The organism is Rathayibacter sp. AY1F9, from assembly GCF_002932155.1.
GTDB lineage: Bacteria > Actinomycetota > Actinomycetes > Actinomycetales > Microbacteriaceae > Rathayibacter.
The window spans coordinates 60225-87013 of the sequence record NZ_PSVA01000013.1 but is presented as its reverse complement, the minus strand read 5'-3'; the positions used below and the strand labels follow the sequence as shown (position 1 = coordinate 87013).

The window sequence follows — 26789 nt, the reverse complement described above, 5'->3', positions numbered from 1 at the left end:
CGACGAGGACGCGCCAGGCCCACGCGCCGGCGATGCGCATCCCGTCGCCGATTCGGCCTTCGTGAGCGACGGGATGCGCATCGCCGGCGCGTGGGCCTGGCGCGTCCTCGTCGTGGTCGCGGCGCTCGCGGTGCTGGTGCTGCTCGTCATCGAGCTGCGGCTGATCGTCATCCCGCTCCTGCTCGCGATCGTGATCGCCGCCCTGCTCGTGCCGTTCTCGAGCTTCCTCCAGCGCCACCGCTGGCCCAAGTGGGCCGCCGTCGTCCTGGCGGAGCTGGGGATCGTCGTGGTGATCGGCGGGCTCCTCTTCCTCGTCGTCACCCAGGTCTACTCCGGCTTCGACGACCTCAGCCGGCAGACGGTGCAGTCCTACGACGACTTCAAGGCCTTCCTCCTCGAGTCGCCGCTCCACCTCACCGAGACCGACATCAACCAGTACGCGCAGCAGGCGCTCACGGCCCTGCAGCAGGACTCGGGGATGCTGGTGAGCGGCGCGCTCAGCGTCGGCTCGACCGTCGGCCACCTGCTGACGGGCGTGCTGCTCACCCTCTTCTCGACGCTGTTCATCCTCATCGACGGGCCGAACATCTGGAGCTGGGTCGTCCGCCTCTTCCCGCGCCGCGCCCGCGGAGCCGTCGACGGCGCCGGCCGCGCAGGGTGGGTGACGCTGACCAACTTCGTGAAGGTGCAGATCCTGGTCGCCTTCGTCGACGCGGTCGGCATCGGCCTCGGCTCCTTCCTCCTCGGCGTCCCGCTGGCCATCCCGATCGGCGTGCTCGTCTTCCTCGGCTCCTTCGTGCCGGTCATCGGCGCCGTGGTGACGGGGGCGCTGGCCGTCTTCATCGCGCTGGTCTACAACGGACCGCTGATCGCGCTCTTCCTGCTGATCGTCGTCCTCGCGGTGCAGCAGCTCGAGGGCCACATCCTCCAGCCGCTGATCATGGGGTCGGCGGTCAAGGTCCACCCGTTGGCCGTCGTGCTCGCTGTGGCCGGAGGCTCGATCATCGGCGGCATCGCCGGCGCCTTCTTCGCGGTGCCCGTCGTGGCCACACTCAACGTCATGGTCAAGTACGTCGCGAGCGGAGCCTGGCGCTCGCCGACCCGAACCCCCGAGAGAGTTGCCGCAGAGCATGCAGACTAGCCGCGTCGTCGGACCCGCCCTCCACGAGTTCGAGGCGGCCCGCGCCGTCCTCGCCCCCGTCATCGCCGCCACCCCCATGGAGACGAGCACCTTCCTCGCGCAGGTCCTCGGCTCGCCCGTGTTCCTCAAGTGCGAGAACCTCCAGCGCACCGGCTCCTACAAGATCCGCGGAGCCGTGTTCCGGATGTCGCGGCTCACCCCGGAGGAGCGGGCCCGCGGAGTCGTGGCGGCCTCGGCCGGCAACCACGCGCAGGGCGTCGCCTACGCGGCGCGGGAGCTGGGGATCAAGGCCACGATCTTCATGCCGATCGGCGTCGCGCTGCCCAAGCTCGCGGCCACCCGTGACTACGGCGCTGACGTGGTGCTGAGCGGGCACATCTTCAACGAGGCGCTCGCGGCGGCGGCGGAGTTCGCCGAGCGCACCGGCGCGGTCTTCGTTCCTCCCTACGACCACCCCGACGTGATCACCGGCCAGGGCACGGTCGGCCTCGAGATCCTCGAGCAGGCCCCCGCCGTCGAGACCATCGTGGTGCCCATCGGCGGGGGCGGCCTCATCGCCGGGGTCGCATCGGCGGCCAAGCAGAAGGCGGCCGAGGAGGGGCGCACGCTCCGCGTCATCGGCGTGCAGGCGGCCAACGCGGCGCCGTACCCCCTCTCGCTCGCGAGCGGCGAGCCGACCGCGATCACGATCTCTCCGACGATCGCCGACGGCATCGCCGTGGCGAAGCCGGGGCAGCTGAACTTCGCGATCGTCCGCGAGATGGTGGACGAGGTCGTCACCGTCGAGGACGACGACATCGCCCGGGCTCTGCTGGTGCTGCTGGAGCGGGCGAAGCTCGTGGTGGAGCCAGCGGGCGCGGTGGGCATCGCGGCGATCCTGACGGGGAAGATCCGCGACGCCGGAGCGACCGCGGTCATCCTGTCGGGCGGCAACATCGATCCGCTGATGATGGAGCGGGTGATCAGCCGGGGCCTGGCCGCGTCGGAGCGCTACCTCAAGATGAGCATCGGGCTGCCGGATCGTCCGGGGCAGCTGTCGCGCATCGCGGAGCTCATCTCGGAGGCGAACGCGAACGTGGTCGAGGTTCTGCACACCCGGCACGGCCGGGGCCTGCAGATCAGCGAGGTCGAGATCGAGATCAGCGTCGAGACCCGCGGCCCCGAGCACGCCGACCGCGTCATCCAGGTCCTCACCGACGCCGGCTACGCCCCCCGCATCTCCCGCAACTGACCGCTTGAGGGCGCCGCGGTGTTCTCCGCAGAGCGGAGGACAAAGCCGGTACCGGCGATCTCGCGCCCTCGCCGTCGCCGCGAAGCCTGCGCGGCGCTCCCGTTCGGAGAGGGCTGATCGTGCGTCACGGCGCTCTCCGCAAGGCGGAGGAGGAAGCGGTACCGGCGGTGTCGCGCCCGACGCTGTCGCCGCGAAGCCGGCGCCCCCCCCGTCCGGAGAGGGCTGATCGTGCGTCGCGGCGTTCTCCGCAAGGCGGAGGAGGAAGCGATACCGGCGGTATCGCGCCCGACGCTGTCGGAGCGAAGCCGGCGCCCCCCCCCGTCTGGAGAGGGCTGATCGTGTGTCGCGGCGTTCTCCGCAAGGCGGAGGAGGAAGCCGGTACCGGCGGTATCGCGCCCGACGCTGTCGCCGCGAAGCCGGCGCCCCCCCCCGTCTGGAGAGGGCTGATCGTGCGTCGCGGCGTTCTCCGCAAGGCGGAGGAGGAAGCCGGTACCGGCGGTATCGCGCCCGACGACAACGCCGCGGAGAGCGCCGCGACGTGCGATCAGTGGCCGGACCAGGTCTCGACGTTGGCGACGCGGACCTCGATCTCCCGCCCGTTGGGTGCCGTGAAGCGGGCGGTGTCGCCGACGTTCAGGCCCATGATCGCCGATCCGAGGGGGCTCTGGGGGCTGTAGACGTCGAGGTCGCTCTCGCCGGCCATCTCGCGGTTGCCGAGGAGGAAGCGGGACTCGTCGCCGGCGATCTCGGCGGTGATGATGGTGCCGGCCTCGACGACTCCGTGGCTCTCGGGGGGCGTGCCGATCTCGGCTTCGCGGAGGAGGGAGGTCAGCTGGCGGATGCGGGCCTCGATCTTGCCCTGCTCGTCCTTCGCGGCGTGGTAGCCGCCGTTCTCCTTCAGGTCGCCCTCCTCGCGGGCGACCTCGATGCGCTTGGCGATCTCCTCGCGTCCGTTGGTGGACAGCTCGGTGAGCTCCGCCTCGAGGCGGTCGTACGACTCCTGGGTCATCCAGGTCACCTGTGACTGGTCGGCCATGGTGGGCTCCTGCTCTGCGGGCCGCGCTCGCGGCGCCCGGCAGCACCGTGCGGAGGTGTCCGCGTCCGGCGGTGGGGACGGCCGGCGTCAGGCGGCGGTGGGAATGGCGAGGCCCCGACGAGTCCGTCAGGGCTTCGGGCAAGCCTACGGGAGCCAGCAGGAGGAGATCAAACCTGTGTTCGCGAGCTCGGTGGTGCGGACGGTCTCCGTGTAGGAGCGGAAGCGCTCCGTCGAGGCGGGGTACTCCACGACCAGCCAGCCGACCACGGCGGACTGCTCGTTGAGGGCCTGGACCGCGCAAGCGACCTCGCGGCCGACGGGCGCGGTGAGGTCGAAGGAGACGGTGACGGTGCGGTCGTCGACGACCTGGTGCGCGGTGTCCTGGACGTCCACTCCGCCGCGTGCTCCGTCGAGGCCGGCCCAGACGACCCAGGCGGCGAAGACGGCGACGAAGGCGAGCGCGACACCGCCGAAGAGCCAGCGGTTCCCGCGGCGGGTGCGCGTCGTGCGGCCGTAGCGGGTGGCGAGGGGTCCAGCGGCGCGGACGGCGTCCGGATCGAGCGCGGGCGCGGCGGCTCCCTCGACGCTCTCGGACGTGCGGGCGGCCACGGAACTCCCTGGGTGATGCGTCTACTCTGGACGGGTGGCGCGCGTCCTCCGCGGACGGGAGCGCCGATCCCATTAAACCCCGAGGAATCGAGCGATCGTGTCCCAGGCCGTCGAGGTCTCCGTCGATTCGGAGGTGCGGGACACTCCGCGCCTTCTCGCCGTGCACGCCCATCCTGACGACGAGTCGAGCAAGGGCGCGGCGACGCTGGCCGCCTACGCCTCGCGGGGCGCCGAGGTCATGGTCGTCTCCTGCACCGGAGGCGAGGCCGGCTCCGTGCTGAACGAGGGCCTCGAGGCCCGCGCGCACGCCGAGCGCGACATCGGCGGCCTCCGCCGGTACGAGATGGCGGCCGCTCGCGAGGCGCTCGGCGTCGAGCACGCCTGGCTCGGCTTCGTCGACTCCGGCATGCCCGAGGACGGGAAGGTCGACGCCGCCTCGTTCGCGGGCCTGCCGCTCGCCACGGCCGCCGCTCCGCTCGTGCGCCTGGTCCGCCGGTTCCGGCCGCACGTGATCATCAGCTACGACGAGAACGGCGGCTACCCGCACCCCGACCACATCCGCGCCCACCAGGTCGCCGTCGAGGCGTACCGCGCGGCGGGCCTCGCCGAGGAGTACCGGGGCACGGGCGCTCCGTGGTCGATCTCGAAGCTGTACTACGACCGCGTCTTCAGCGGCCAGAAGCTGCGGGCGATCGCCGAGCACCTGCGCTCGATCGACCCGGAGGACCCGCGCCTGTCGGTCTTCGAGGAGATGAAGCGCTGGAACGAGGACACCCCGTACCTCGCGACCACGCGGGTCGTGATCTCCGGCTTCCACGATCGGCGCGATGCGGCCCTGCTCGCCCACGCCAGCCAGGTCGCTCCGGACAACGCCTTCTTCTTCCTCCCGCACGAGGCGATCGACGCCGCCTGGCCGACCGACGACTTCCAGCTCGTCGAGAGCCGGGTCGACGCGCCGACGCCCGAGACGGATCTCTTCGCCGGTCTCGACCTGGCCGAGCTCGCCCCGGGCCCGACCGCGGTCGTCCCGCCGATCGCTCCCGACCCCGAGCCCTCGGGGGACGCCCCGGTGTCCCCGGAGCCCGACGGCTCCGGCGTCGTCGTCGCCGACGAGGTGCGCGCGTGATCGCCGGGCTGCTCGAGGGCGCCCAGCGCGCCGTCGTCCTCGCCTCCACGACGGTGCCGACCCCGGGTCCCGAGTTCAACGAGGACACGGTCACGCCGGGCCTCTTCGGCTTCATCACGATGCTCGTGATCGCTCTGGCCGCCGTCCTCCTCGCGCTCGACATGGTCCGGCGCGTGCGGCGCACCACCTACACCGCCCAGGTGAAGGAGCGGCTCGACGCCGAGGAGGCGGAGCGCAACGAGGGCTGAGCCCGGCCCACACCGGTGGGCCCCGGCCCCGCTAGGCGTTGTACGCGGGGTGGAGCGAGACGATCAGCGCCGCCGTCCAGTGGCAGAGGAACGCCACGGCCGTGAGCGCGTGGAAGATCTCGTGGAAGCCGAAGACGCCCGGGACCGGGTTGGGCTTCTTGATCCCGTAGATGACGGCGCCCGCGGAGTAGCAGAGACCGCCGACGAGGACGAGCACCATCATCGTCGCGCTGGCCTCGAAGAGCGGACCGAGGTACATGACGGCCGCCCAGCCCAGCAGCAGGTAGAGCGGCACGTAGAGCCAGCGCGGCGCCCCGATCCAGAAGACGCGGAAGCCGATCCCGAGCAGCGCCCCCGCCCAGACCAGGACCAGCAGGAGCGTGCCCTGCGCGGGCGGCAGGGCGAGTACGGCCAGCGGCGTGTAGGTGCCGGCGATCAGCAGGAAGATGTTGGCGTGGTCGATCCGCTTGAGGATCATCTTCGTCCGCGGCTTCCAGTCGAAGCGGTGGTACAGAGCGGAGTTGCCGAAGAGCAGGAGCGACGTGGTCGCGAACACCGCGGCCGCCCACTTCGCCGCGGTCCCCTCCGCGACCACGATCAGCACCACTCCGGCGACGATCGCGAGCGGGAAGAGGCCGGCGTGGATCCAGCCGCGCCAGGTGGGCCGGACCTCCGCCGAGGAGTCGTGCTCGATCGCGTCCTCGACGAGGGGGAGGGCGGGCAGGTCCGGGCCGTCCGCTCCGACGGCGTCTCCGCCGCGGTCGGTGCGGGCGCGGGGATCGGACGGGGGAGGCGTCGGCCGCTGGCTCATGCCGGACAGACTACGACGCCGTCCCGGGCCGACGCCGAGCGCCGCCGGGCTTCGAGGAGCGCCCCGGGTCGACTACCGTGTCACTGTGCCGAAGCCGAGACTGCCTGTGGGAAGGGACCTCCTCTACGGCGTCTACAAGAAGCGCCTCCGCTCGAGCCTTCCCCCCGACTCCCTGCCGAACCACGTCGCGATGATCATCGACGGCAACCGGCGCTGGGCGCGGCAGCGGGCCCTCGAGACCGCCGCGCACGGCCACCGGGCCGGCGCCGCCAAGGTGCACGAGTTCCTGCAGTGGTGCGACGAGCTCGGCGTGCGCCACGTCACCCTCTACCTGCTCTCGCAGGACAACCTCGTCGGCCGCGACAGCAGCGAGCTGACCGAGCTGATCGCGATCATCGCCGACCTCGCCGAGGAGGTCTCGCAGCAGCCCGACTGGCGGGTGCAGCACGTCGGCTCCGACGAGGGCCTCCCGCCCTCGCTCGTGGCCGCGCTCGACACGGCGGAGGCACGCACCGCCTCCCACACGGGCCTGCACGTCAACCTCGCGGTCGGCTACGGCGGGCGGCACGAGATCGCCCAGGCCGTGCGGAGCATCCTGGAGGAGCACGGCAAGCGCGGCTCCTCCATCGAGGACGTCGCGGGCCTGCTGACCCCGGAGCTCATCGGCGAGCACCTGTACACCAGCGGGCAGCCCGACCCCGATCTGGTCATCCGCACCTCGGGGGAGCAGCGCCTCTCCGACTTCATGCTCTGGCAGAGCGCGCACAGCGAGTTCTACTTCATGGAGGCGCTCGGCCCCGACATCCGCGAGGTCGACTTCCTCCGCGCGCTCCGCGACTACGCCGGACGGCACCGCCGCTTCGGCAGCTGACCTCGCGGCTCCTGCCGCACCACCGACCGGAAGGGCCGGCATGAGCTCGAACGAGGCCACCTCCACCACGACCGAGGACTACCTCGCCGGCTTCGGCGAGGAGACCGGGTACCTCGACTTCGGCCGGGTGGGCCCGCTCTCGGCGACCGTCGCCGCCGAGCAGGAGGCGGCCGTCGAGCTGCTGGTGCGCGCGCGCAGCGGCACCCTCGACGAGCTGTTCCGGCAGGACGAGCGCGTCCGGGCGGCGGCGGCGGCTCTCGTGCGCGTCCCCGCCGACCGCGTCGTCTTCCAGCCCAACACCTCGACCGGCCTCCTGCACGCGCTGTTCGGCGCCTCGGGCGCGGTGCTGCTGTCGGCCGCGGAGTTCCCGAGCCTGCCGTTCGCGGCGGTGCGCTCGGCGCAGGCTCTCGGCTCGGTGGAGCCCCGCTGGCTGCGGACCGAGCAGGGACGGGTGACGCCGGAGGCGGTCCGCGAGCAGCTCACGGACGACGTGACGACCGTCGCGGTGAGCCTGGTCGACTCCCGGACGGGCTACCTCGCGGACGTCGCGGCGATCCGGGACGTGATCGGCGACCGGATGCTCGTCCTCGACGCGATCCAGGGCTTCGGCGTCGTCGACGCGCCCTACGAGCTGGCGGACGTGGTCGTCACCGGCGGCCAGAAGTGGCTCCGCGCCGGCTGGGGGACGGGCTTCCTCGCGCTCAGCGAGCGGGCGCTGTCGCAGCTGACCCCGGTGCTCTCCGGCTGGACGGGATCGGAGCAGGCGGAGCCGTGGGACGAGGTGGCTCCGCCGCGCGGCGACGCCCGCGCCTTCAGCATCAGCAACCCGGACCCGATCGCCCAGGCCCGGCTCGCGTCGGCGCTGGAGGAGGTCGCCGCGGTCGGGCAGTCGACGATCGCCGCGCTCGTGGCGGAGCGGGTCAGCGCGATCGTCGACCTCGCGGACGAGTTCGGACTGGCGGTCGTGGGCTCCCGCGGCGAGCACGAGCGCGCCGGCATCGTGGTCGTCGAGCCGGAGCCGGAGGAGCTGGCCCCGCTGGCAGCCTCCCTCGCCGCGCACGGCGTCACCGCGCGCCTGCGTCCGAGCACCGTCCGCTTCAGCGCGCACGCCGGCACCACCGACGCGACCCTCGCGCTGCTCCGCGCCGCCCTGATCTCGTCGGCCACGAGCATCGACTACTAGGCCGGATTCCGCGCGTTCACACACTGGTTACACATTCGTAGCGGTGAGAAGCACACGGATGTCATTCGCCGGGTTAGGTTCGAGTCATCAGGTACAGCGCCTGGTCGAGACGGCCACAGAAGTACGGCTCGACATCGCGCAGACGCCGAAGGGACACTGCGCGGTGCACGACACGCACCGATGAGGCCGGCTCGAGGACATGAGCCGGGGGCTCCGGCCCCCGGAGTGTGGAGAGTCGTCGTGACAGTTCCCCAGGGCATGGATCCGCAGACCGGGACGCAGGGCGGCGTCCACCGCCGTGTCCAGCACGGGTCCTCGGATCCGGCCGATCAGCTCCTCCGCACCTACGTCCTGGACACCTCGGTGCTGCTGTCGGATCCCTCCTCGATGTTCCGGTTCGCGGAGCACGCCGTCGTGCTGCCGATCGTCGTCATCAGCGAGCTCGAGGGCAAGCGCAACGATCCCGAGATCGGCTACTTCGCCCGGCAGGCCCTGCGCCGCCTCGACGAGCTGCGCGTGCAGCACGAGCGCCTCGACTTCCCCATCGCCGTCGGCCGCGGCGGCACGCTCCGCGTCGAGCTCAACCACTCGAACATGTCGGTGCTGCCGAGCGGGCTCCAGATGGGCGACAACGACGCGAGGATCCTCGCCGTCGCGCTCAACCTGCAGAGCGAGGGCGCCGCGGTGACCGTCGTGTCCAAGGACATGCCGATGCGCGTGAAGGCCGCCTCCATCGGCCTCGCCGCGGAGGAGTACCTGGCCGAGCAGGCCCCCGAGTCCGGTTGGACCGGCATGGACGACGTGACGCTCGGCGGCGACGCGATGAGCGAGCTCTACGACCGCGAGCGGCTCTTCACGGACGTCGTGGCCGACATCCCGGTCAACACCGGACTCGTCGTCCATTCCGACCGCGGCTCCGCTCTCGCGAGGGTCACTGGCAAGCGGCAGATCACGCTGGTCCGCGGCGACAAGGACGTGTTCGGCCTGCACGGGCGGTCGGCGGAGCAGCGGCTCGCGATCGACCTGCTGCTCGACCCGGAGGTCGGCATCGTCTCGCTCGGCGGCCGGGCCGGCACCGGCAAGTCGGCGCTGGCGCTCTGCGCGGGCCTGGAGGCGGTGCTGGAGAAGCGCCAGCACAAGAAGATCATGGTCTTCCGGCCGCTCTACGCGGTGGGCGGCCAGGACCTCGGCTTCCTGCCCGGCGACGCGGCCGAGAAGATGAACCCCTGGGCGCAGGCGGTCTTCGACACGCTCGGGGCGCTGGTGTCGCAGAACGTGCTCGACGAGGTGATCGAGCGCGGGATGCTCGAGGTGCTGCCGCTCACGCACATCCGCGGGCGCTCGCTGCACGACGCGTTCGTGATCGTCGACGAGGCGCAGTCGCTGGAGCGGAACGTCCTGCTCACGGTGCTCTCGCGCGTCGGGCAGAACTCCCGGGTGGTGCTGACCCACGACGTGGCGCAGCGCGACAACCTCCGGGTCGGCCGGCACGACGGGGTCGCCTCCGTGATCGAGACGCTGAAGGGCCACCCGCTGTTCGCGCACGTCACGCTGACCCGCTCCGAGCGCTCGGCGATCGCCGCTCTGGTCACCGAGATGCTGGAGTCGAACGAGCTCGCCTGACGGGCTCGCCGTGCGTCCGGCCCGTGGGATCCGAGGATCCCCGGGCCGGGCGCGTCCCTGCAGGGCACCGGGGCGTAGCGTGGACGGGTGAGCATCCTCGACGACGCGCTCCTCGAGCGCTTCCGCACCCGCGCGGCCGACTACGACGAGCGCAACGCGTTCTGCGCGGACGACCTGGAGGAGCTGCGCTCGATCGGCTACCTGGCGCTGCTCGTCCCCGAGGAGCTCGGCGGTGCCGGCCTCGGCCTGGAGCAGGCGGCCGCCGAGCAGACGCGCCTCGCGACCGCCGCGCCTGCGACCGCGCTCGCCGTCAACATGCACCTGGTCTGGACCGGGATCGCGCGACTCCTGCTCGAGCGGGGCGACGACTCCCTCCGCTCGGTCCTCGTCGACGCCGCGGCGGGTCACGTCTTCGCCTTCGGCAACAGCGAGGCGGGCAACGACCTGGTGCTCTCGGACTCACTGACGCGGGCGGAGCCGCTCGGGGACGGCGGCTACCGCTTCACCGGAACGAAGGTCTTCACCTCCCTCGCGCCCGCTTGGACGCGGCTCGGCGTGTTCGGCCGCGACGACAGCGGGTCGGAGCCGCGGCTCGTGCACGGCTTCGTGCACCGTGAGCGCCCGGACTCGCCGGTCGCCGGGCTCGAGGTCCGCGACGACTGGGACACGCTCGGCATGCGGGCGACCCAGAGCCGCACGACGGTGCTCGACGGCGTCGTCGTCCCGGCCGAGCGGATGATCCGCTCGCTGCCCGTCGGACCGACCGCCGACCCCTTCGTCTTCGCCGTCTTCGCGGCCTTCGAGCTGCTGATCTCCTCGGTCTACCTCGGTGTCGCGCAGCGCGCGCTCGAGCTCGCCGTCGCCTCCGTCCGCCGACGGGCCTCCCTCCGGGCGGGAGGGCGGCCACTGGCGGAGGACCCCGAGGTGCGGCACCGGGTGGCTGAGACCGGGATGCTGCTCGACGGGCTCGAGGCGCCCCTGCGCTCGGCGGCGATCGACGTGGACGCGCTCGTCGACCGCGGCGCGCGCTGGTTCCCCTCGCTGGTCGGGGTGAAGATCCGCACCACGGAGGGAGCGCTCCGCGTGGTCGAGAGCGCCGTCCGGATCGCGGGCGGCTCGGCGTACCAGCGCCGGTCGGAGCTCGGTCGCCTCTACCGCGACGTGCTCGCCGGGCAGTTCCACCCCTCCGACGACGCGTCGGCGCACGGCGCCTGGGCGTCGCTCCTGCTGGGACCGCTGCCGCCGCACGACTGAGGCCGGGATGGGACCCGCCGCCGCCCGAGCACGCCGCCGGGCCGCCCTGTGGAGAACTCCGACGCCCCGAGGGCGTCGCCCCCTAGTCTCGGCGGATGCTCCGCGGATCTCTGCTCGACCGGGCCGCCCTGCTCCTGGGCGCCCTGGCGCTCCTCCTGATCGGGGCCCCGCACCTCGGTCGGGCGCCCGGCCTCGTCCCGGTGGCGCTCGCGAGCGTGCCGCTGGTGCTGGCGGATGTGCGCGGGCACCGGCTCCCGAACGCGGTCACGCTCCCGCTGCTGGTGGTCGGAGCCGTCCTCGCGCCCACGGCGGGGACGCTTCTCGCCGTCCTCGCGACGGTGCTGTGCCTGGGCGTGCTGCATGCGGCGGGCGGGCTGGGCCTCGGCGACGTGAAGCTCCAGGCGGCCCTCGCACCGCCGCTCGCGGCTCTCGGACCCGAGCAGGTCGTCGCCGCGCCCGCTGTCGGCTTCGCGGTGGCAGGGCTGTGGGTGCTCGTGCTGCGCGTCCGCGGACGGGTCGCGTTCGGACCGTTCCTGCTCACGGGGTTCTGGCTGGTGCTCTGACGGCCCGCCTCCGCGCCGAGCGCAGGGACGGGCCGTCGGAGGGCCGGGCTCAGCCGGGGTGGGTCATCGACATGACGTCGAGGGCGCTGTCGAGCTGCTCCTCCGTCACCTCGCCGCGCTCGACGAAGCCGAGGTCCACGACCGACTCGCGGACGGTGATCCCCTTGGCGACCGAGTTCTTCGCGACCTTGGCGGCGGCCTCGTAGCCGATCACCTTGTTGAGCGGGGTGACGATCGAGGGGGAGGACTCGGCGAGGGCGCGGGCGTGCTCGACGTCGGCCTCGAGGCCGTCGACGGTCTTGTCGGCGAGCAGCACGGCGGAGTTCGCGAGCAGGCGGATCGACTCCAGCAGCGCCGTCCCCATGACGGGGATCGCGACGTTGAGCTCGAAGGCACCCGAGGCGCCTGCCCAGGCGATGGTGGCGTCGTTGCCGATCACGCGCGCGCAGACCATGAGGACGGCCTCCGGGATCACCGGGTTCACCTTGCCGGGCATGATCGAGGATCCGGGCTGGAGGTCGGGGATCCGCAGCTCTCCGAGGCCGGTGTTGGGGCCGGAGCCCATCCAGCGGAGGTCGTTGTTGATCTTGGTCAGGCTCACCGCGAGCACGCGCAGCGCTCCGGAGGCCTCGACCAGCGAGTCCCGCGCGCCCTGGGCCTCGAAGTGGTTGCGGGCCTCGGTGACGGGAAGGCCCGTCTCCTCCGCGAGGCGCGCGATGACCTTCTGCGGGAAGCCGGCGGGGGTGTTGATCCCGGTGCCGACCGCGGTGCCGCCGAGCGGGACCTCGGCGACGCGGGGGAGCGCCGACTGCACGCGCTCGATGCCGAGGCGGATCTGCGCGGCGTAGCCGCCGAACTCCTGGCCGAGCGTGACGGGGGTGGCGTCCATCAGGTGGGTGCGGCCGGCCTTGACGACCTCGGCCCACTGCTCCGCCTTGACCTCGAGCGACTCGGCGAGCTGCTCGAGCGAGGGGATCAGCGACTCGATGAGCGCGCCGGTGACGGCGACGTGGACCGAGGTGGGGAACACGTCGTTGGAGGACTGCGAGGCGTTGACGTGGTCGTTCGGGTGCACGGTGCGGCCGAGGGCCGTGGTCGCCAGCGAGCCCAGCACCTCGTTCATGTTCATGTTCGAGGACGTGCCCGAGCCGGTCTGGTACACGTCGATCGGGAAGTGCGCGTCGTAGCCGCCCCCGACGACGAGGTCGGCCGCGTCGGCGATCGCCGTGGCGATGTCGGCGTCGAGCACGCCCAGCTCGGCGTTGGCCAGCGCTGCCGCCTTCTTGATGCGGGCGAGGGCCGCGATCTGGGCCGGCTCGAGGCCCGCACCGGAGATCGGGAAGTTCTCGACCGCCCGCTGGGTCTGCGCGGCGTAGAGGGCGTCGCGGGGGACCCGCACCTCGCCCATCGTGTCGTGCTCGATGCGGAAGTCGCCGGAGTCGTCGGTCGGGGAGTGATCCACCACGCTGTGTTCGTCCTTGTCTGATCGGTTGGTGCTGTGCTGTCCGGAGCCGCTCACGCGGGATCCGATCCCACCGCGCTCGGAGCGGCGGCGGAGGAGGCCGAGCCGGAGTCGCGCTCCAGCTCGGAGACGTAGGGGCTGAGCTCGGGCGGATCGATGCCGAGCACGACATCGGACATCACGGTGCCGTCCGAGAGCCGGTAGTTGGCGCCCACGAGGGCGAGCCGCCCGGTCGCGACAGCGTCGGCGATCAGCGGGGAGCGCTGGAGCAGCTCGGCGACCGTGTCGCGCAGGTGCTCGCGGCCGACGGCCAGCGCGTCGGTCGCCGACGGGTCGACGAGCACGCGGCCGTCCGGCTGGGCGCCCACGAGGCGGCGCACCGCGGGGATGATCGGCTCGATCAGGTGCTCGATGTGCGGGGGGAGCCGCTCGGCGCCGGGCGCCTGCGACTGGATCGCCGCCCGGACCGCTCCGCACTCGTCGTGGCCGAGCACGAGCAGCACCTTCACGCCGAGGACGGCGACGCCGTACTCCAGCGAGCCGATGATGGAGTCGGCGATCACCTGGCCGGCGTTGCGGACGACGAAGAGGTCGCCGAGCCCCAGGTCGAAGATGATCTCGGCCGCGAGGCGGGAGTCGCTGCAGCCGAAGAGCGCGGCGAGCGGGGCCTGCGCGGCGGCGAGCTCGGCGCGGCGCTCGACGTCCTGGCGGGGGTGGCGGGGCTCGCCGGCGACGAAGCGCTGGTTGCCGCGGAGCATCTCCTTCCAGACCCACGCCGGCGGGCGGGACTCGCGGGGGACGGTGCTGCTGGTTCCGAGGCTCATCGGGACTCCTCCTGGCCGATCTGCGGGGTGATGGCGTCGACGACCAGGCGGATCTCGTCCGTCGGGGCCGTGCCGTAGACGAGGTAGGTGCTGGAGCCCTCCGTCGTCTCGAGTGCGTAGGGCGTGTTGCCGGTGTCGTCGCCGGAGTCGCGGTGGTCGTAGACGGTCCAGTCGCGGCCGTCGATCGTCTCGACGCCGGTCGCCGCCCGGCGGTCGAGCTGCGTCGCGACCCAGGCCGCGTCCGCGTCGAGCCCCTGGCTCAGGCCGATGTAGCCCGCCTTCGGGGTGATCAGGCCGACGTACCAGTAGTCGGTGCCGTTCTCGCGGCGGAGCTCGGCCGCGTTGGCCTTCCAGCCCTCGGGCAGGGAGGGCACGGCGAGCGTCTGCTCCTCGCCCAGCTGGACCTGTGCGGCGACGCGGGGGACGTCGACCGAGGAGAGCTCCACGGTGTCGCCGCGGGGGACGAGCAGGACGATGAGCGCCACGGCACCGACGGTCGCGAGCAGCGAGAAGACGAGGTTGTTGACCGTCTTGCGCTGACGGTAGAGCCGGGAGTTCTCGGCCTTGCGTGCGGCCGTCTCGGCGGCCGTCTCCGGGCGCCCGAGCTCGGCGACGACCCGCGCGGGCTTCGCGCGGCTCATCCGGCGGCCGCCCCTCCGGAGCGGGCCGCGTCCAGCCGGGCGCGTGCTCCGATCAGCCACTCCTCGCAGCGGGCGGCGAGGGCCTCGCCGCGCTCCCACAGGGCGAGCGAGCGCTCGAGGGTGGAGCTGCCCTGCTCGAGCTCGGAGACGACGCGGACGAGCTCGTCGCGCGCCTGCTCGTAGGAGAATCCCGAGACGTCGGAGTCGGTCGCCGGGGCGTCGGGGGAGTCGGGCATGGGTCTGATCCTATCGATCGGGGCTGAGGGGGGACGGGTGGCGCGGCGGGCTCAGGACCGGCCGGCGGGATCGCCGGTGGGCCCCTCGGAGCGGGCGCCGACGGCCCCCTCCGCGAGCGTGAGGACGAGTGCGCCGCCGGCCGGCGCGTCACCGGGCGCCCGGACGACGTGCCCGGCCGCGTTCTGGACGATCGCGTAGCCGCGGTCGAGGGTGTGCTGGGGGGAGAGGGCGCGCAGGTGGCCGTGCAGGCGCTCGACCTCGAGGTGCGCGCGCTCGAGGCGGCGGTCCACCAGCTCGGCGCCGCGCGCGACCCAACGGGTCAGCTCCTCGGCGTGCCGGTCGACCAGCACGTGCGGCTGGGCGAGCACCGGCCGCGAGCGCAGCTGCGAGAGCCGGTCGATCTCGTGCGAGACGAGCCCGCTCACGCGGCCGGTCATCCGCAGCCGGGCCTGCTGCACGCGCAGCAGCTCGTCGGAGACGTCGGGCACGACCCTCTTCGCGGCGTCGGTGGGAGTGGAGGCGCGCAGGTCGGCGACGTCGTCGAGCAGCGGGCGGTCGGCCTCGTGGCCGATCGCGCTGACGACCGGAGTGGAGCAGGCGGCGACGGCGCGCACGAGCGCCTCGTCGCTGAAGCCGAGCAGGTTCTGGAAGTCGCCGCCTCCGCGGGCGATCACGATCACGTCGATGCTGTCGTCGGCCTCGAGGGTCCGCAGGGCCGAGAGCACCTCCGGGACCGTCCGGTCGCCCTGCACGGCCGAGTGGACCACCCGGAAGCGCACGGCCGGCCAGCGCAGCTGCGCGTTCCGCAGCACGTCCTTCTCGGCGTCCGAGTCCTTGCCGGTGATGAGGCCCACGCCGTGCGGGAGGAACGGCAGCGGCTTCTTGCGGGAGGCGTCGAACAGCCCCTCCGACGCGAGCTGCCGGCGGAGCCGCTCGAGCTTCTCGAGCAGATCGCCCAGGCCGACGTGGCGCATCTCGAAGACCTGCATCGAGAGCGTGCCGCCCTTGACCCAGTAGTTGGGCTTCACCAGCGCGATGACCCGATCGCCCTGCTTGAGGTCGGCCGGGAGGCGGCTCCGCACCGACGACCAGACGGTGAAGCCGACCGTCGCGTCTCCGGACAGGTCCTTCAGCTTCCCGTAGACGTTGCCGCCGGACGCGCCCCACTGGGTGATCTCGCCCTCGACCCACGCGGTCCCGAGGCGCTCGATCCAGCCCTTGATCTTGCTGGCGAGCAGGCCGACCGGCCAGGGTGCGTCGGCGGTGGGTGGGGCGTCGGTCATCGCTGCCTCTGCTCGGAGGGACGGGGGGAGCGGGAGTGCCCTCCCGCGACGACAACGGTACGGGACGGGTCCGACACCGAGACGGCCCGGGCACAGGATGCACCACGTAGAATCAGGGGGTGAGCCAAGTCCCGATCAGCCTGCCCATGCCGCGCATGCCCCGCGCCACAGGGCGTCTGCGCGACGTCCCCGTCGAGGGCCGCAAGCGCGTCCTCCTCGCCGCGCCCCGCGGCTACTGCGCCGGAGTCGACCGCGCGGTCGTCGCCGTCGAGAAGGCCATCGAGCACTACGGTGCCCCGGTCTACGTGCGCAAGCAGATCGTGCACAACGTGCACGTCGTCTCCACGCTCGAGAGCCAGGGCGCCATCTTCGTCGACGAGGTCGACGAGGTGCCCGAGGGATCGCACATCGTCTTCAGCGCGCACGGCGTCTCACCGGCCGTCGTCCAGGGCGCGGCCGACCGCGGTCTCCAGGCGATCGACGCGACCTGCCCCCTGGTGACGAAGGTGCACCGCGAGGCCGTCCGCTTCGCGCGCGACGACTTCGAGATCCTCCTCATCGGCCACGAGGGCCACGAAGAGGTCGAGGGCACCGCGGGCGAGGCTCCCGATCACGTCACCCTCGTCGGCAGCCCCGACGACGTGCCGAACATCGTCGTGAAGGACCCGGACAAGGTCGTCTGGCTCTCGCAGACGACGCTCTCGGTCGACGAGACGATGGAGACGGTGCGCCGTCTCCGCGAGCGCTTCCCCAACCTGCAGGACCCGCCGAGCGACGACATCTGCTACGCCACGCAGAACCGCCAGGTCGCGATCAAGAAGGTCGCCGCGGGCGCCGAGCTGGTCATCGTCGTCGGCTCCGCGAACTCCTCCAACTCCGTACGCCTCGTCGAGGTCGCCCTCGAGTACGGCGCGAAGGCCGCCTACCGGGTCGACTACGCGAGCGAGATCAAGCAGGAGTGGCTCGAGGGCATCCGCACCGTCGGCGTCACCAGCGGCGCCTCGGTGCCCGAGGTGCTCGTCCAGGAGGTCCTCGACGACCTCGCCGCCGCCGGGTACGGCGATGTCGAGGAGGTCAAGACGGCGGAGGAGGACCTGATGTTCTCGCTCCCCAAGGAGCTGCGCAAGGACGTCGCCGGCAAGCGCGACGCCCGCGGCGTCGGTGGACGCATCAGCGCGGGAGCGGGCGCCTAGAGCGTTCCGGCCCGGACACGGAAGAGGCCGCCCTCCCTCGGGAGCGGCGGCCTCTTCCGTGTGCGGTGGAACGGGGATCGACGCTAGACGTCGGTGCCGGCGCCGCCCTGCGAGCCCGACATGCGCGTGACGTACTCCGCGAACGTCGGGTCGCCCAGGATGGCGATCGCCGCGACGATCAGGGAGAGCAGCACGGTCGCCGCGATCCCGAGGATCGGGACGAGCACGGCGCGCTTGCCGGCGCGGAGCCGCCGGATCGAGATCCACACCGCGAAGGCGACGATCAGCGACTGCGCGAGCGCCACCACGACGCCGAGGATCCGTGCGAGCTCCGGCGACGCGTAGGTGCCGATGCCCTGGGAGCGGTAGAGCTCCTGGAGGGTCGTCGCGAAGCTCGAGGGATCGAGCAGCGTCGGCACGGCGAAGAACACGCCGAGCGCGAGCAGCACGATCGTGAGCAGGCGGTCGACGGGATGCGCGACGGGCTTCGCGGCCGGAGCGGTCGCGGGCCTCGGATCGGTCTCCGACCCCCTCGGGTCGGGGACGACCACGGCGTCCTCCGGCGGCTGCCACGACCAGCCGGGCGGCGCGTACTCGCCGTACTGCGGCTCCGGACGCCTGTCGCCCGGCTGATCGTGTGCGTTCGTCACGGAGCGGTGCCCTACTTCCCGGAGTTCCCGGCCGAGCCGAGCTGACGGGTCGCCTCGGCGACGCGCGCGGCCATCGCGGTCTCGGCGATCTTGCCCCACGAGCGCGGGTCGTAGACCTTCTTGTTGCCGACCTCGCCGTCGACCTTGAGGAAGCCGTCGTAGTTCTTCAGCACGGTGTCCGCGACGGAGCGGCTGAACGCGTACTGCGTGTCGGTGTCGATGTTCATCTTGACGACGCCGTTGCGGACCGCCTCGGCGATCTCCTCGTCGGTCGAGCCCGAGCCGCCGTGGAAGACGAGGTCGAGGGGGAGCGCGCCGGTGCCGTACTTCGCCTGCAGGCCGTCCTGGATCTCGCGGAGCAGCTCCGGGCGCAGGCGGACGTTGCCCGGCTTGTAGACGCCGTGGACGTTGCCGAAGGTGAGGGCGGCCATGTAGCGGCCCTGCTCGCCGAAGCCGAGGGCCTCGACGGTCGCGATCGCGTCATCGAGCGTGGTGTAGAGGTGCTCGTTGATGTCGTGCGAGACGCCGTCCTCCTCGCCGCCGACGACGCCGATCTCGACCTCGAGGATGGCGTTGATGTTCTTGACGCGCGGGAGGATCTCCTTCGCGATGGCGAGGTTCTCATCGAGCGGGATCGCGGAGCCGTCCCACATGTGCGACTGGAAGAGCGGCTCGCGACCGGCCTTGATCTCCTCCTCGGAGGCGGCGATCAGCGGGTAGACGAAGCCCTCGAGCGCGTTCTGCGGGCAGTGGTCGGTGTGGAGCGCGACCGTGACCGGGTAGTTCTTGGCGACCTCGGTCGCGAACCTCGCGAAGGCGATCGCGCCTGCCGCGCGGTTCTTCACGGTGTGGCCGGCGAAGTAGTCCGCGCCTCCGGTGGTGACCTGGATAATGCCGTCCGAGCCCGCCTCGGTGAGGCCCTGGAGGACCGCGTTGATCGTCTGCGACGACGAGACGTTGAACGCCGGGTAGGCGAAGCCGCCCGCCTTCGCCTTGTCGAGCATCTCTGCGTACTGGTCCGGGGTAGCGACGGGCATGGCATCTCCTTTGACGGATGAACGTAGGGGGGTCGGGCGAGGCCCGCGTCGCGGACGAGTCTAGCGAGGCGCCCCTCCGCGGTCCCTCCGCCCGTGGAGGGCCCTGGACTAGGCTTCGGGCAGGGATGGGGATCCGCTCCGCGGGTCCTGCGACGACGTGCACGAACTCGACGACGAAGGACTCCGCTCTGTGATCGACAACGACTCGCTCTACCTCCACCCCGACCGCAACCTCGGCATGGAGCTCGTCCGCGCCACCGAGGCCGCCGCGATCCGCGCCGTGCCCTTCATCGGCAAGGGCGACAAGAACGCCGCCGACGGCGCAGCGGTCGACGCCATGCGCACCTTCCTCGGGACCGTGAACTTCGACGGAGTCGTCGTGATCGGCGAGGGCGAGAAGGACAACGCGCCCATGCTCTTCAACGGCGAGCACGTCGGCAACGGCTCGGGGCCCGCCGCCGACATCGCCGTCGACCCGATCGACGGCACCTCGTTGACCGCGGCCGGGCGCCAGAACGCGCTCTCGATGATCGCCGTCGCCGACCGCGGCGCGATGTTCGACCCCTCCGCCGTGTTCTACATGGAGAAGATCGTCACCGGGCCCGAGGGCGTCGGGATCATCGACATCCAGCGCCCGATCGGCGAGAACATCCGCGCCCTGGCCCGCGCCAAGCGCAAGCCCGTCGAGGAGATGCGCATCGCGGTGCTGGACCGCCCGCGCCACGCTCAGCTGATCGAGGACATCCGCGCGGCCGGAGCCGGCACGCGCCTCCTGCTCGACGGCGACGTCGCGGGCGGCATCAACGCTGCTCGCCACGACTCCCGACTCGACATGTGCGTCGGCACCGGAGGCACGCCCGAGGGCATCATCACGGCCTGCGCCATCCGCGCGCTCGGCGGAGTGATCCAGGGCATCCTCCGCCCGAAGGACGACGACGAGCGCCAGCGCGCCATCGACGCCGGCCACGACCTCGATCGCGTCCTCCACGCCAACGACCTCGTCCGCAGCGACAACACCTACTTCGTCGCGACCGGAGTGACGAACGGCGGGCTCGTGAAGGGCGTGCGCAAGGAGGGCCACGTCATCACGACGGAGTCCATCGTGCTGCGCTCCCGCTCGGGCACCATCCGCCGCGTGACCGCCCAGCACCTCGCGGAGAAGTGGGTCTAGGCCGTCACTGTCTCTCCGAGACGCCGCCCCGCCGCTGAGACGCCGCTCCGCTGACGGCGCTTCGGCGAGTGCGGCGGCGTTTCGGCGTGCGGGACGCGGAAGGACACCGGCCCCGGTCACCGAGGCGAGCGGGCGGGGCCGCGGCGGGTCTCGAGACGCCTCGCGGGCGCTCCTCCGCCGAGCCGCGGAGGTGGAGCGCCGTCGCGAGCTGCGGTCGTCCGGGTGTCGAGCCGGATGGACGGCGCCGCTCGCGCCCGGCCTGCACGCCCGGTGCTCGCTCAGCGAGGACCCGGGACCCTACGCGCTCCGCTCGGACTCGTCGTCCGCGGCGAGCAGCTCGACGGCGGTGAGGCGGCGCGGCGAGGAGGCGACTCCTCCGACCGGGGCGATGACGCGCGACTCGTCGAGGGAGTCGAACTGGCGCGCGGTGACCAGCACACGGCTCTCGAGCGAGCCGGCGAAGGCGTTGTAGGAGTCCACCGTCTTCTCGAGCGAGCGGCGCAGGCCCTCGGCGTGGTCGGCGAGGGTGCCGAGACGGGCGTAGAGCGTCTTGCCGAGGTCGAGCAGGCGCTTGGCGTCGTCGGTGAGCACGTCCTGCTGCCAGGTGTAGGCGACGGTCTTCAGCACCGACCACAGGGTCACGGGCGAGGCGAGGGCGACGCGCTTGCGGAACGCGTACTCGAGCAGGCTCGGGTCGGCGTCGAGCGCGCTCGCGAGCAGCGGCTCGCTCGGCACGAACGCGATGACGAACTCGGGGCTCGCCGGGAGACCGGTCCAGTAGGAGCGGGCGGCCAGCGCGTCCACGTGGCCGCGGAGGGCGCGGACGTGCGCCCGCAGGAGCCCCGCGCGCCGCGCCTCCTCCTCGCCGCCGGCGCCCGCGGGGATCGCGCTCGCCTCCAGGTACGCGTCGAACGGCACCTTGGCGTCCACCGCGATCGCCTTGCCGCCGGGCAGGCGGACCACCATGTCGGCGCGGCCGCGGCCCGCCTCGCCCTCGAGCCCGAACTGCACGTCGAAGTCGACCCGCTGGGTGAGCCCGGCGGCCTCGACGACGTTCCGCAGCTGCGTCTCGCCCCAGGCGCCGCGGCTCGTGGTGGAGCGGAGCGCGGACGCGAGGGTCTCGGTCGTCGAGCGCAGCTGCTCGCCCGCCGCCCGCTGTCCCTCGAGCTGCTCGGTGATCGCCCCGAACTGGGCGGCGCGCTCGCGCTCGAGCCGGCCGACCGCCTCCTGCATGCCGCGCAGGCTCTCGGCGACGGGGGAGAGGGTCTGCAGGATGCGCGCGTCGTGCCGCTCGCGCTCAGCGACGACGCGCAGCTGCTCCTGGAGCTCGCGGATCTGATCGCGGGCGGAGCCGAGGTGCTCGCGGTGCTGCTCGACGACGGCCTCGTGCCGCTCCTCCAGGCCCTCCGCGCGGGCGCGGGCCGTCGCGAGGTCGAGGGCGAGGGCGGCGTCGGGCGTGCGGGAGCGGGCGAGGAGGACGGCCACGACCCCCGCGAGGAGCGCGCCGACCACCAGGCCGAGGGCGAAGGAGAGATCCATGCCGCCGATGACACCACGCACCTCCGACATCGATCGATCGACGCGCCACGACCACCGAACGAGGGCCAGGACGCCCTGCGACCGCCTCGTAGACTTCGCGATCATGGGGAATCACCACCGCTCATCGCGCCTGCTCACGGCCGCGCTCGCTCTCGCCGTCGGGCTCGGCACCGCCCTCGTCCCGATCACCTCCGCCTCCGCCGCCGAGGACGCGCCGTCGACCGTCTCGGTCGAGACCGGCGCTCTCGACGCGTCCCTCGACCGCGCCGACCTCGGCGTCCCGGACCAGTCGACGCAGTACAGCGCCGAGGAGACGAAGAGCTTCCGCGCCGGCTTCATCGTCAGCGACGCCCAGTTCTTCGACGGGGACGCGCTGAGCACCGGTCAGGTGCAGTCGCTCCTGAACGAGAAGGGCAGCCGGTGCTCCACCGCCGGCACCGCCCCCTGCCTCAAGAACTTCTCGCAGGCGACGCCGTCCAAGGCGGCGGACGCGATGTGCAGCGCCTACCAGGGCTCCGGCAGCGAGTCGTCGGCCTCGATCTTCACGCGCGTCGGCCTGGCCTGCGGCATCAACCCGCTCGCCCTGGTCGTGCTCGTGCAGAAGGAGCGGAGCCTCGTCACCGACACGACGCCGAGCCCCGAGGACTACGCCAAGGCGACCGGCTACAACTGCCCGGACACCGCGGCGTGCGACCCCGGCTCGGCGGGCTTCTTCACGCAGGTCTACAGCGCGGCCCGCCAGTTCAAGCGCTACGCCAACCCGCCCGGCTCCGGCTCGAACTTCACCACCTACGCTCCGGGCACGACGCCGAACGTCGCCTACTACCCGAGCACCGCGTGCGGCTCCTCGCCGGTCACCATCCGCAACCAGGCCACGGCCGACCTCTACTACTACACGCCGTACCAGCCCAACGACTACGCGCTCACCGGCTCCGGCAACGCGGCCTGCGCGACATACGGCAACATCAACTTCTGGTACCTCTTCAGCGACTGGAACCCGAACGGCACCCTGGCCAACGCCGGGATCGCCCCCGCGGGACGCGTCGACGCCCCGCGCATCTCGGGCAGCACGCTGAGCGTGTCCGGCTGGGCCGTCGACCCGACGACGCAGCAGGCCGCGCTGACCACGACGGTCACGGTGACCGGCCCCGACGGCACCCGCACGGTCCGCACGCAGACCGCGAACGGCGACCGCGGCGACATCCCGGGCGAGTACTCCGTCGCCGGCCGCGCCCACGGCTTCGGCGCCACCACGCCCGTCTCGGCACCCGGCACCTACCAGGTCTGCGTCTCCGCCGACTCCGTCGACTGGAACCGCTGGGTCGGCACGGGCGACTCCCGGGGCCCCGGCCGGAAGGATCTCGGCTGCTCGTCCGTGAGCACGTCGGCCGGGATCGACGTCTTGCGTCTGGCCGGCACCGACCGCCAGGGCACCGCCGTCGCGATCTCGAAGGCCGTCTTCGGCCCGAACGTCCCCGTCGTCTACATCGCGACCGGCGCGAACTTCCCCGACGCGCTGAGCGCCGCCCCGGTCGCGGCCAAGCAGAAGGGTCCGCTGCTCCTGGTCGACCGCGACTCGATGTCGCAGCCCGTTCGCGACGAGCTCAGCCGGCTCAAGCCGGCGAGGATCGTCGTGGTCGGCTCCGCACTGAGCGTCGGCGACGGCCTGCTGAACCAGCTGAGGTCCTACTCGCCGACGGTGGACCGCATCGGAGGGAAGGACCGCTACGACACGTCCAGGCTCATCATCCAGAGCGCGTTCTCGGGCGGCTCGACGCGGGCCTGGCTCGCCACGGGCGAGAAGTTCCCCGACGCGCTCGGCGCGAGCGCCGCGGCCGGCTCCGTCGACGCACCCGTCGTCCTCGTGAACGGCACCGGCAGCACGGCCGACGCCGTGACGAAGGGCATCCTCTCGAAGCTCAAGGTGCAGAACCTCACCATCGCGGGCAGCCCCCTGTCGGTGAGCGAGGGGATCAAGAACTCGCTTCCGGTGCCGACGATCACCCGCATCGGCGGAGTCGACCGCTACGACACCTCGGAGCAGCTGAACCGGGCAGCCTTCTCGAGGGCCAAGACCGTGTTCCTGGCGACGGGCGAGAACTTCCCCGACGCCCTCGCCGGAGCCACGGCGGCGGGCTACTCGAACAGCCCGCTGTTCGCCGTGCCGACGAACTGCGTGCCCCGCGCCGTCCTGACCGACATCGCGAAGTCGGGAGCTCAGCGGGTCGTCCTCCTCGGCGGTCCCACCACCCTCTCGGAGGACGTCGCGCGGCTCACCCCCTGCGGCTGATCGCCCGCGACCCCGCCACTAGCGTGGAGGGATGACCCCGACCGCACCGTCCCCGACCGGCCTCCGACGCCGGCGGGGCGGTGCGGTCGTCGTCGTCGCGGCGCTGGTGGCACTCCTGCTGGGAGGCTCCGTCGACGGCACGCGCCTCGCCGCGGTGCCGTCCGAGCCGCAGACCGTCCGGCTGTGGACCTTCCTCCAGCCGGGCCCCGTCGCGGCCGACCTCGACCCGGGCGACCTGATCTCCGACGAGGTCTTCTTCGACGGCGACGCGCTCGGACCGCTCACGGTGCAGGCGTTCCTCGACGCCCGCGTCCCCGACTGCGCGGGCGGGCCGGTGCCGTGCCTGCGCGACTACGCCGAGGACACCGCGGCGATCACGGCCGACGAGCAGTGCGATGCGCTGCCCGCCGGACGCGACGTCCCGGCCGCGGAGATCATCACCTCGGTCGCCGGCGCGTGCGGCGTGAATCCGGCCGTCCTCCTGGTGCTGCTGCAGAAGGAGCAGTCGCTCGTGACCGATCCGGAGCCGAGCGAGCGGCAGTTCCGCAGCGCCACGGGCTACGGCTGCCCGGACACCGCGGACTGCGACACGGACTCCTACGGCTTCGCCGCGCAGGTGTACGGAGCGGCGTGGCAGTTCCAGCGCTACCGGAATCCGGACTCGAGCTTCGACTGGTACCCGGTCGGCGCGGCCAGCGACGTCCGCTACTCCCCGGACGAGTCCTGCGGTACCGCCCCGGTGACGATCGCCAACGCGGCCACGGCGGGTCTCTACTACTACACGCCGTACCAGCCGAACGCGGCGGCGCTCGCGAACCTCTACGGCGAGGGCGACGACTGCTCGGCCTACGGGAACCGGAACTTCTGGCGCATCTTCAGCACCTGGTTCGGCGACCCCCACGGCTGAGCCGATCGTCTCGAGCCGGCTCGGCACGACGGACGTCAGGCGGCGACGGGGGCCTTCGGGCGCAGGCGCTTCACGGAGACGCCGGCCAGCTCGCCGAGCTCGGCCATGCTCGCGGCGCCGTGCCGCCGGGCCGCGTGCACGACGATCGCGGCGCACGCCTCGGCGTCGGCCGACGCGTCGTGGTGGCGGAAGTCCTCGAAGCCCGCGGCCATGGCGACGACGGGGAGGCGGTAGGAGTCGAGCTCGTACGTCTTGCGGGCGAGCTGCAGCGAGCAGAGGTAGTCGTACTCGGGGTGCTCGAGGGAGGTCGCCGCGCAGGCTGCGCGGATGACGCCCATGTCGAAGCCGGCGTTGTGCGCGACGAACACGTCCTCGCCGGCGAAGGCCGCCAGGTCGGCGAACTGGTCGACCCAGGAGGCGGCGGCGTGCACGTCGTGCTTGCGGATGCCGTGGATCCGCGTGTTCCACTCGAGGAAGTCGTCGTACCCCAACGGCGGGCGGATGAGCCAGCCGGCGCGGTCGACGACGCGGCCGTCGCGGACCTTGACGAGCCCGACGGAGCAGGCGGAGGCCCCGTGCGAGTTGGCGGTCTCGAAGTCGATGGCGGTGAAGTCGATGGGCACGCTCCAGCCTCTCACGCACCTCCGACGCCGCCGGGAGCGTCGCGCGCGCGTCGCCCCGAGCGGCCGGGAGCACCCGCCGGCCGCGGGCCGGGCGGCTCCCGTTCCTCCGCGCCCGCCAGCCCGGCCCTTCCGCCGTCACGCCGTAGGATGGATGCCCGTGGCTCTCACTATCGCAATCGTCGGTCTCCCCAACGTCGGCAAGTCGACGCTCTTCAACGCACTGACCAAGAACACGGTGCTCGCGGCGAACTACCCGTTCGCGACGATCGAGCCGAACGTGGGTGTGGTGAACCTGCCCGACTCCCGCCTCGAGGTGCTCGCCGGGATCTTCGGCTCCGAGCGCATCCTCCCGGCGCCCGTCTCCTTCGTCGACATCGCCGGCATCGTGCGCGGCGCGTCCGAGGGCGAGGGCCTGGGCAACAAGTTCCTCGCGAACATCCGCGAGGCCGACGCGATCGCGCAGGTCATCCGCGGCTTCGAGGACTCAGACGTCGTCCACGTCGACGGCAAGGTCGACGCCGCCAGCGACATGGAGACGATCAACACCGAGCTGGTCCTCGCCGATCTCCAGACCCTCGAGAAGGCCGAGGCCCGCTACGAGAAGGAGCTCAAGGGGAGGAAGATCGAGCCGATCGTGGTCGAGACCGCGAAGAAGGCGCGCGAGTTCCTCGACCAGGGCAAGCCGCTGTCGGCCTCCTCGATCGATCTGGAGCCGATCCGCGAGCTGGGCCTGCTGACCGCCAAGCCCTTCATCTACGTCTTCAACGTCGACGAGGCCGTGCTGACCGACGACGCCCGGAAGGCAGAGCTCGCAGCCCTGGTCGCGCCGGCGAAGGCGATCTTCCTCGACGCGAAGATCGAGTCCGAGCTGATCGACCTCGACGAGGCCGACGCCGCCGAGATGCTCGAGTCGACCGGCCAGACGGAGTCGGGCCTCAACCAGCTCGCGACCATCGGCTTCGACACCCTGGGCCTCCAGACGTACCTCACGGCCGGCCCGAAGGAGACGCGCGCCTGGACCATCGGGAAGGGCTGGACCGCGCCCCAGGCCGCCGGTGTCATCCACACCGACTTCCAGAAGGGCTTCATCAAGGCCGAGATCATCTCGTTCGACGACCTCGTCGAGACCGGCTCGATCGCCGAGGCCCGCGCGAAGGGCAAGGCCCGCATCGAGGGCAAGGACTACGTCATGCAGGACGGCGACGTCGTCGAGTTCCGCTTCAACGTGTAGGACGG

The 26789-nt window shown here is 72.3% G+C and carries 26 protein-coding genes; 14 read left to right on the top strand and 12 right to left on the bottom strand.

Annotated features, from left to right (window positions below; genetic code table 11):
- Together C5C37_RS10245 and ilvA are read left to right on the top strand one after the other, a co-directional pair.
- Positions 1-1141: AI-2E family transporter (locus C5C37_RS10245; protein ID WP_258074111.1), on the top strand; the 1141-nt coding region annotated here is incomplete at its 5' end.
- Positions 1131-2372, top strand: a complete 1242-nt coding sequence (gene ilvA, locus C5C37_RS10240; RefSeq protein ID WP_104224429.1) for a threonine ammonia-lyase — start codon at positions 1131-1133, stop codon at positions 2370-2372. The genes C5C37_RS10245 and ilvA, both read left to right, overlap by 11 nt.
- Positions 2373-2916: 544 nt before the next feature.
- Here ilvA and greA read toward each other — a convergent pair.
- Together greA and C5C37_RS10230 are read right to left on the bottom strand one after the other, a co-directional pair.
- A complete protein-coding gene (gene greA, locus C5C37_RS10235) occupies positions 2917-3408 on the bottom strand; it encodes a transcription elongation factor GreA (protein WP_104225519.1) in 492 nt (163 codons plus the stop codon).
- Positions 3409-3552: 144 nt separating this feature from the next.
- On the bottom strand, positions 3553-4017 hold the full coding sequence (locus tag C5C37_RS10230) for a DUF4307 domain-containing protein (RefSeq protein ID WP_104224427.1): 465 nt from the start codon (positions 4015-4017) through the stop codon (positions 3553-3555).
- A 97-nt stretch (positions 4018-4114) separates the two neighbouring features.
- Between C5C37_RS10230 and mca the strand changes: the two genes are divergently transcribed.
- Positions 4115-5143 (top strand): mycothiol conjugate amidase Mca, encoded by a 1029-nt coding sequence (mca, locus tag C5C37_RS10225; protein ID WP_244229458.1) that lies wholly within the window; start codon positions 4115-4117, stop codon positions 5141-5143.
- Positions 5140-5391 (top strand): hypothetical protein, encoded by a 252-nt coding sequence (locus C5C37_RS10220; RefSeq protein WP_258063166.1) that lies wholly within the window; start codon positions 5140-5142, stop codon positions 5389-5391. The genes mca and C5C37_RS10220 overlap by 4 nt, the downstream gene beginning before the upstream one ends.
- 31 nt (positions 5392-5422) lie before the next feature.
- Here C5C37_RS10220 and C5C37_RS10215 read toward each other — a convergent pair whose 3' ends face one another.
- Positions 5423-6202 (bottom strand): hemolysin III family protein, encoded by a 780-nt coding sequence (locus C5C37_RS10215; RefSeq protein WP_104268443.1) that lies wholly within the window; start codon positions 6200-6202, stop codon positions 5423-5425.
- 106 nt (positions 6203-6308) lie between these two features.
- Here C5C37_RS10215 and C5C37_RS10210 point away from each other — a divergent pair, with 106 nt between their 5' ends.
- The 5 genes from C5C37_RS10210 (at position 6309) to C5C37_RS10190 (ending at position 11696) form a co-directional block, all read left to right on the top strand.
- Positions 6309-7073 (top strand): isoprenyl transferase, encoded by a 765-nt coding sequence (locus C5C37_RS10210; protein WP_279630826.1) that lies wholly within the window; start codon positions 6309-6311, stop codon positions 7071-7073.
- 40 nt (positions 7074-7113) lie between these two features.
- Positions 7114-8256, top strand: a complete 1143-nt coding sequence (locus C5C37_RS10205) for an aminotransferase class V-fold PLP-dependent enzyme (RefSeq protein ID WP_104338891.1) — start codon at positions 7114-7116, stop codon at positions 8254-8256.
- A 258-nt stretch (positions 8257-8514) separates the two neighbouring features.
- Positions 8515-9879, top strand: coding sequence for a PhoH family protein (locus tag C5C37_RS10200; protein WP_104224423.1), 1365 nt, complete (start codon positions 8515-8517; stop codon positions 9877-9879).
- An 87-nt stretch (positions 9880-9966) separates the two neighbouring features.
- Positions 9967-11133 carry an acyl-CoA dehydrogenase family protein gene (locus C5C37_RS10195; RefSeq protein ID WP_104338890.1) on the top strand — a complete coding sequence of 389 codons (1167 nt, stop codon included), beginning with the start codon at positions 9967-9969 and terminating at the stop codon, positions 11131-11133.
- A 95-nt stretch (positions 11134-11228) separates the two neighbouring features.
- Complete coding sequence (locus C5C37_RS10190; RefSeq protein WP_104272611.1) at positions 11229-11696, top strand: prepilin peptidase; 468 nt, start codon at positions 11229-11231, stop codon at positions 11694-11696.
- Between the two features lie 49 nt (positions 11697-11745).
- Here the strand turns inward: C5C37_RS10190 and C5C37_RS10185 are convergent, their stop codons facing one another.
- Genes C5C37_RS10185 through xseA form a run of 5 tightly spaced genes read right to left on the bottom strand, consistent with a single transcriptional unit; the run spans position 11746 to position 16143 of the window.
- Positions 11746-13161 carry an aspartate ammonia-lyase gene (locus C5C37_RS10185; RefSeq protein WP_104224420.1) on the bottom strand — a complete coding sequence of 472 codons (1416 nt, stop codon included), beginning with the start codon at positions 13159-13161 and terminating at the stop codon, positions 11746-11748.
- Between the two features lie 50 nt (positions 13162-13211).
- Positions 13212-13982: a carbonic anhydrase gene (locus C5C37_RS10180; RefSeq protein ID WP_208543312.1), complete on the bottom strand. Its 771-nt coding sequence runs from the start codon at positions 13980-13982 to the stop codon at positions 13212-13214.
- Complete coding sequence (locus tag C5C37_RS10175) at positions 13979-14623, bottom strand: DUF4245 domain-containing protein (RefSeq protein ID WP_104225525.1); 645 nt, start codon at positions 14621-14623, stop codon at positions 13979-13981. Before C5C37_RS10175 ends, C5C37_RS10180 begins: the two co-directional genes overlap by 4 nt.
- A complete protein-coding gene (locus tag C5C37_RS10170; RefSeq protein WP_104224418.1) occupies positions 14620-14859 on the bottom strand; it encodes an exodeoxyribonuclease VII small subunit in 240 nt (79 codons plus the stop codon). The genes C5C37_RS10175 and C5C37_RS10170 overlap by 4 nt, the downstream gene beginning before the upstream one ends.
- 51 nt (positions 14860-14910) lie before the next feature.
- A complete protein-coding gene (xseA, locus tag C5C37_RS10165) occupies positions 14911-16143 on the bottom strand; it encodes an exodeoxyribonuclease VII large subunit (protein ID WP_104260146.1) in 1233 nt (410 codons plus the stop codon).
- A 146-nt stretch (positions 16144-16289) separates the two neighbouring features.
- Here xseA and C5C37_RS10160 point away from each other — a divergent pair, with 146 nt between their 5' ends.
- Positions 16290-17336 carry a 4-hydroxy-3-methylbut-2-enyl diphosphate reductase gene (locus tag C5C37_RS10160; protein ID WP_104225527.1) on the top strand — a complete coding sequence of 349 codons (1047 nt, stop codon included), beginning with the start codon at positions 16290-16292 and terminating at the stop codon, positions 17334-17336.
- 83 nt (positions 17337-17419) lie between these two features.
- Here C5C37_RS10160 and C5C37_RS10155 read toward each other — a convergent pair whose 3' ends face one another.
- Entirely contained in the window at positions 17420-17986 is a 567-nt protein-coding gene (locus C5C37_RS10155; RefSeq protein WP_104224415.1) for a DUF6264 family protein, read from the bottom strand.
- 11 nt (positions 17987-17997) lie between these two features.
- Positions 17998-19023, bottom strand: coding sequence for a class II fructose-bisphosphate aldolase (fbaA, locus tag C5C37_RS10150; RefSeq protein WP_104338889.1), 1026 nt, complete (start codon positions 19021-19023; stop codon positions 17998-18000).
- Positions 19024-19261: 238 nt separating this feature from the next.
- Here fbaA and glpX point away from each other — a divergent pair, with 238 nt between their 5' ends.
- Entirely contained in the window at positions 19262-20194 is a 933-nt protein-coding gene (glpX, locus tag C5C37_RS10145; protein ID WP_097165697.1) for a class II fructose-bisphosphatase, read from the top strand.
- Positions 20195-20491: 297 nt separating this feature from the next.
- Here the strand turns inward: glpX and C5C37_RS10140 are convergent, their stop codons facing one another.
- The gene (locus C5C37_RS10140) at positions 20492-21733 is read right to left on the bottom strand and encodes a DNA recombination protein RmuC (protein WP_208543606.1); all 1242 of its coding nucleotides are present in this window, start codon (positions 21731-21733) and stop codon (positions 20492-20494) included.
- Positions 21734-21836: 103 nt separating this feature from the next.
- Here C5C37_RS10140 and C5C37_RS10135 point away from each other — a divergent pair, with 103 nt between their 5' ends.
- Complete coding sequence (locus C5C37_RS10135; RefSeq protein WP_181127403.1) at positions 21837-24023, top strand: cell wall-binding repeat-containing protein; 2187 nt, start codon at positions 21837-21839, stop codon at positions 24021-24023.
- Between the two features lie 31 nt (positions 24024-24054).
- Positions 24055-24930 (top strand): hemagglutinin, encoded by an 876-nt coding sequence (locus C5C37_RS10130; protein WP_104338887.1) that lies wholly within the window; start codon positions 24055-24057, stop codon positions 24928-24930.
- 35 nt (positions 24931-24965) lie between these two features.
- On the opposite strand, the gene C5C37_RS10125 is transcribed toward C5C37_RS10130, so the two are convergent.
- Entirely contained in the window at positions 24966-25553 is a 588-nt protein-coding gene (locus tag C5C37_RS10125; RefSeq protein WP_104224410.1) for an exonuclease domain-containing protein, read from the bottom strand.
- Between the two features lie 157 nt (positions 25554-25710).
- Between C5C37_RS10125 and ychF the strand changes: the two genes are divergently transcribed.
- Complete coding sequence (gene ychF / locus C5C37_RS10120; RefSeq protein ID WP_104222958.1) at positions 25711-26784, top strand: redox-regulated ATPase YchF; 1074 nt, start codon at positions 25711-25713, stop codon at positions 26782-26784.
- The last annotated feature ends 5 nt before the right edge of the window (positions 26785-26789 follow it).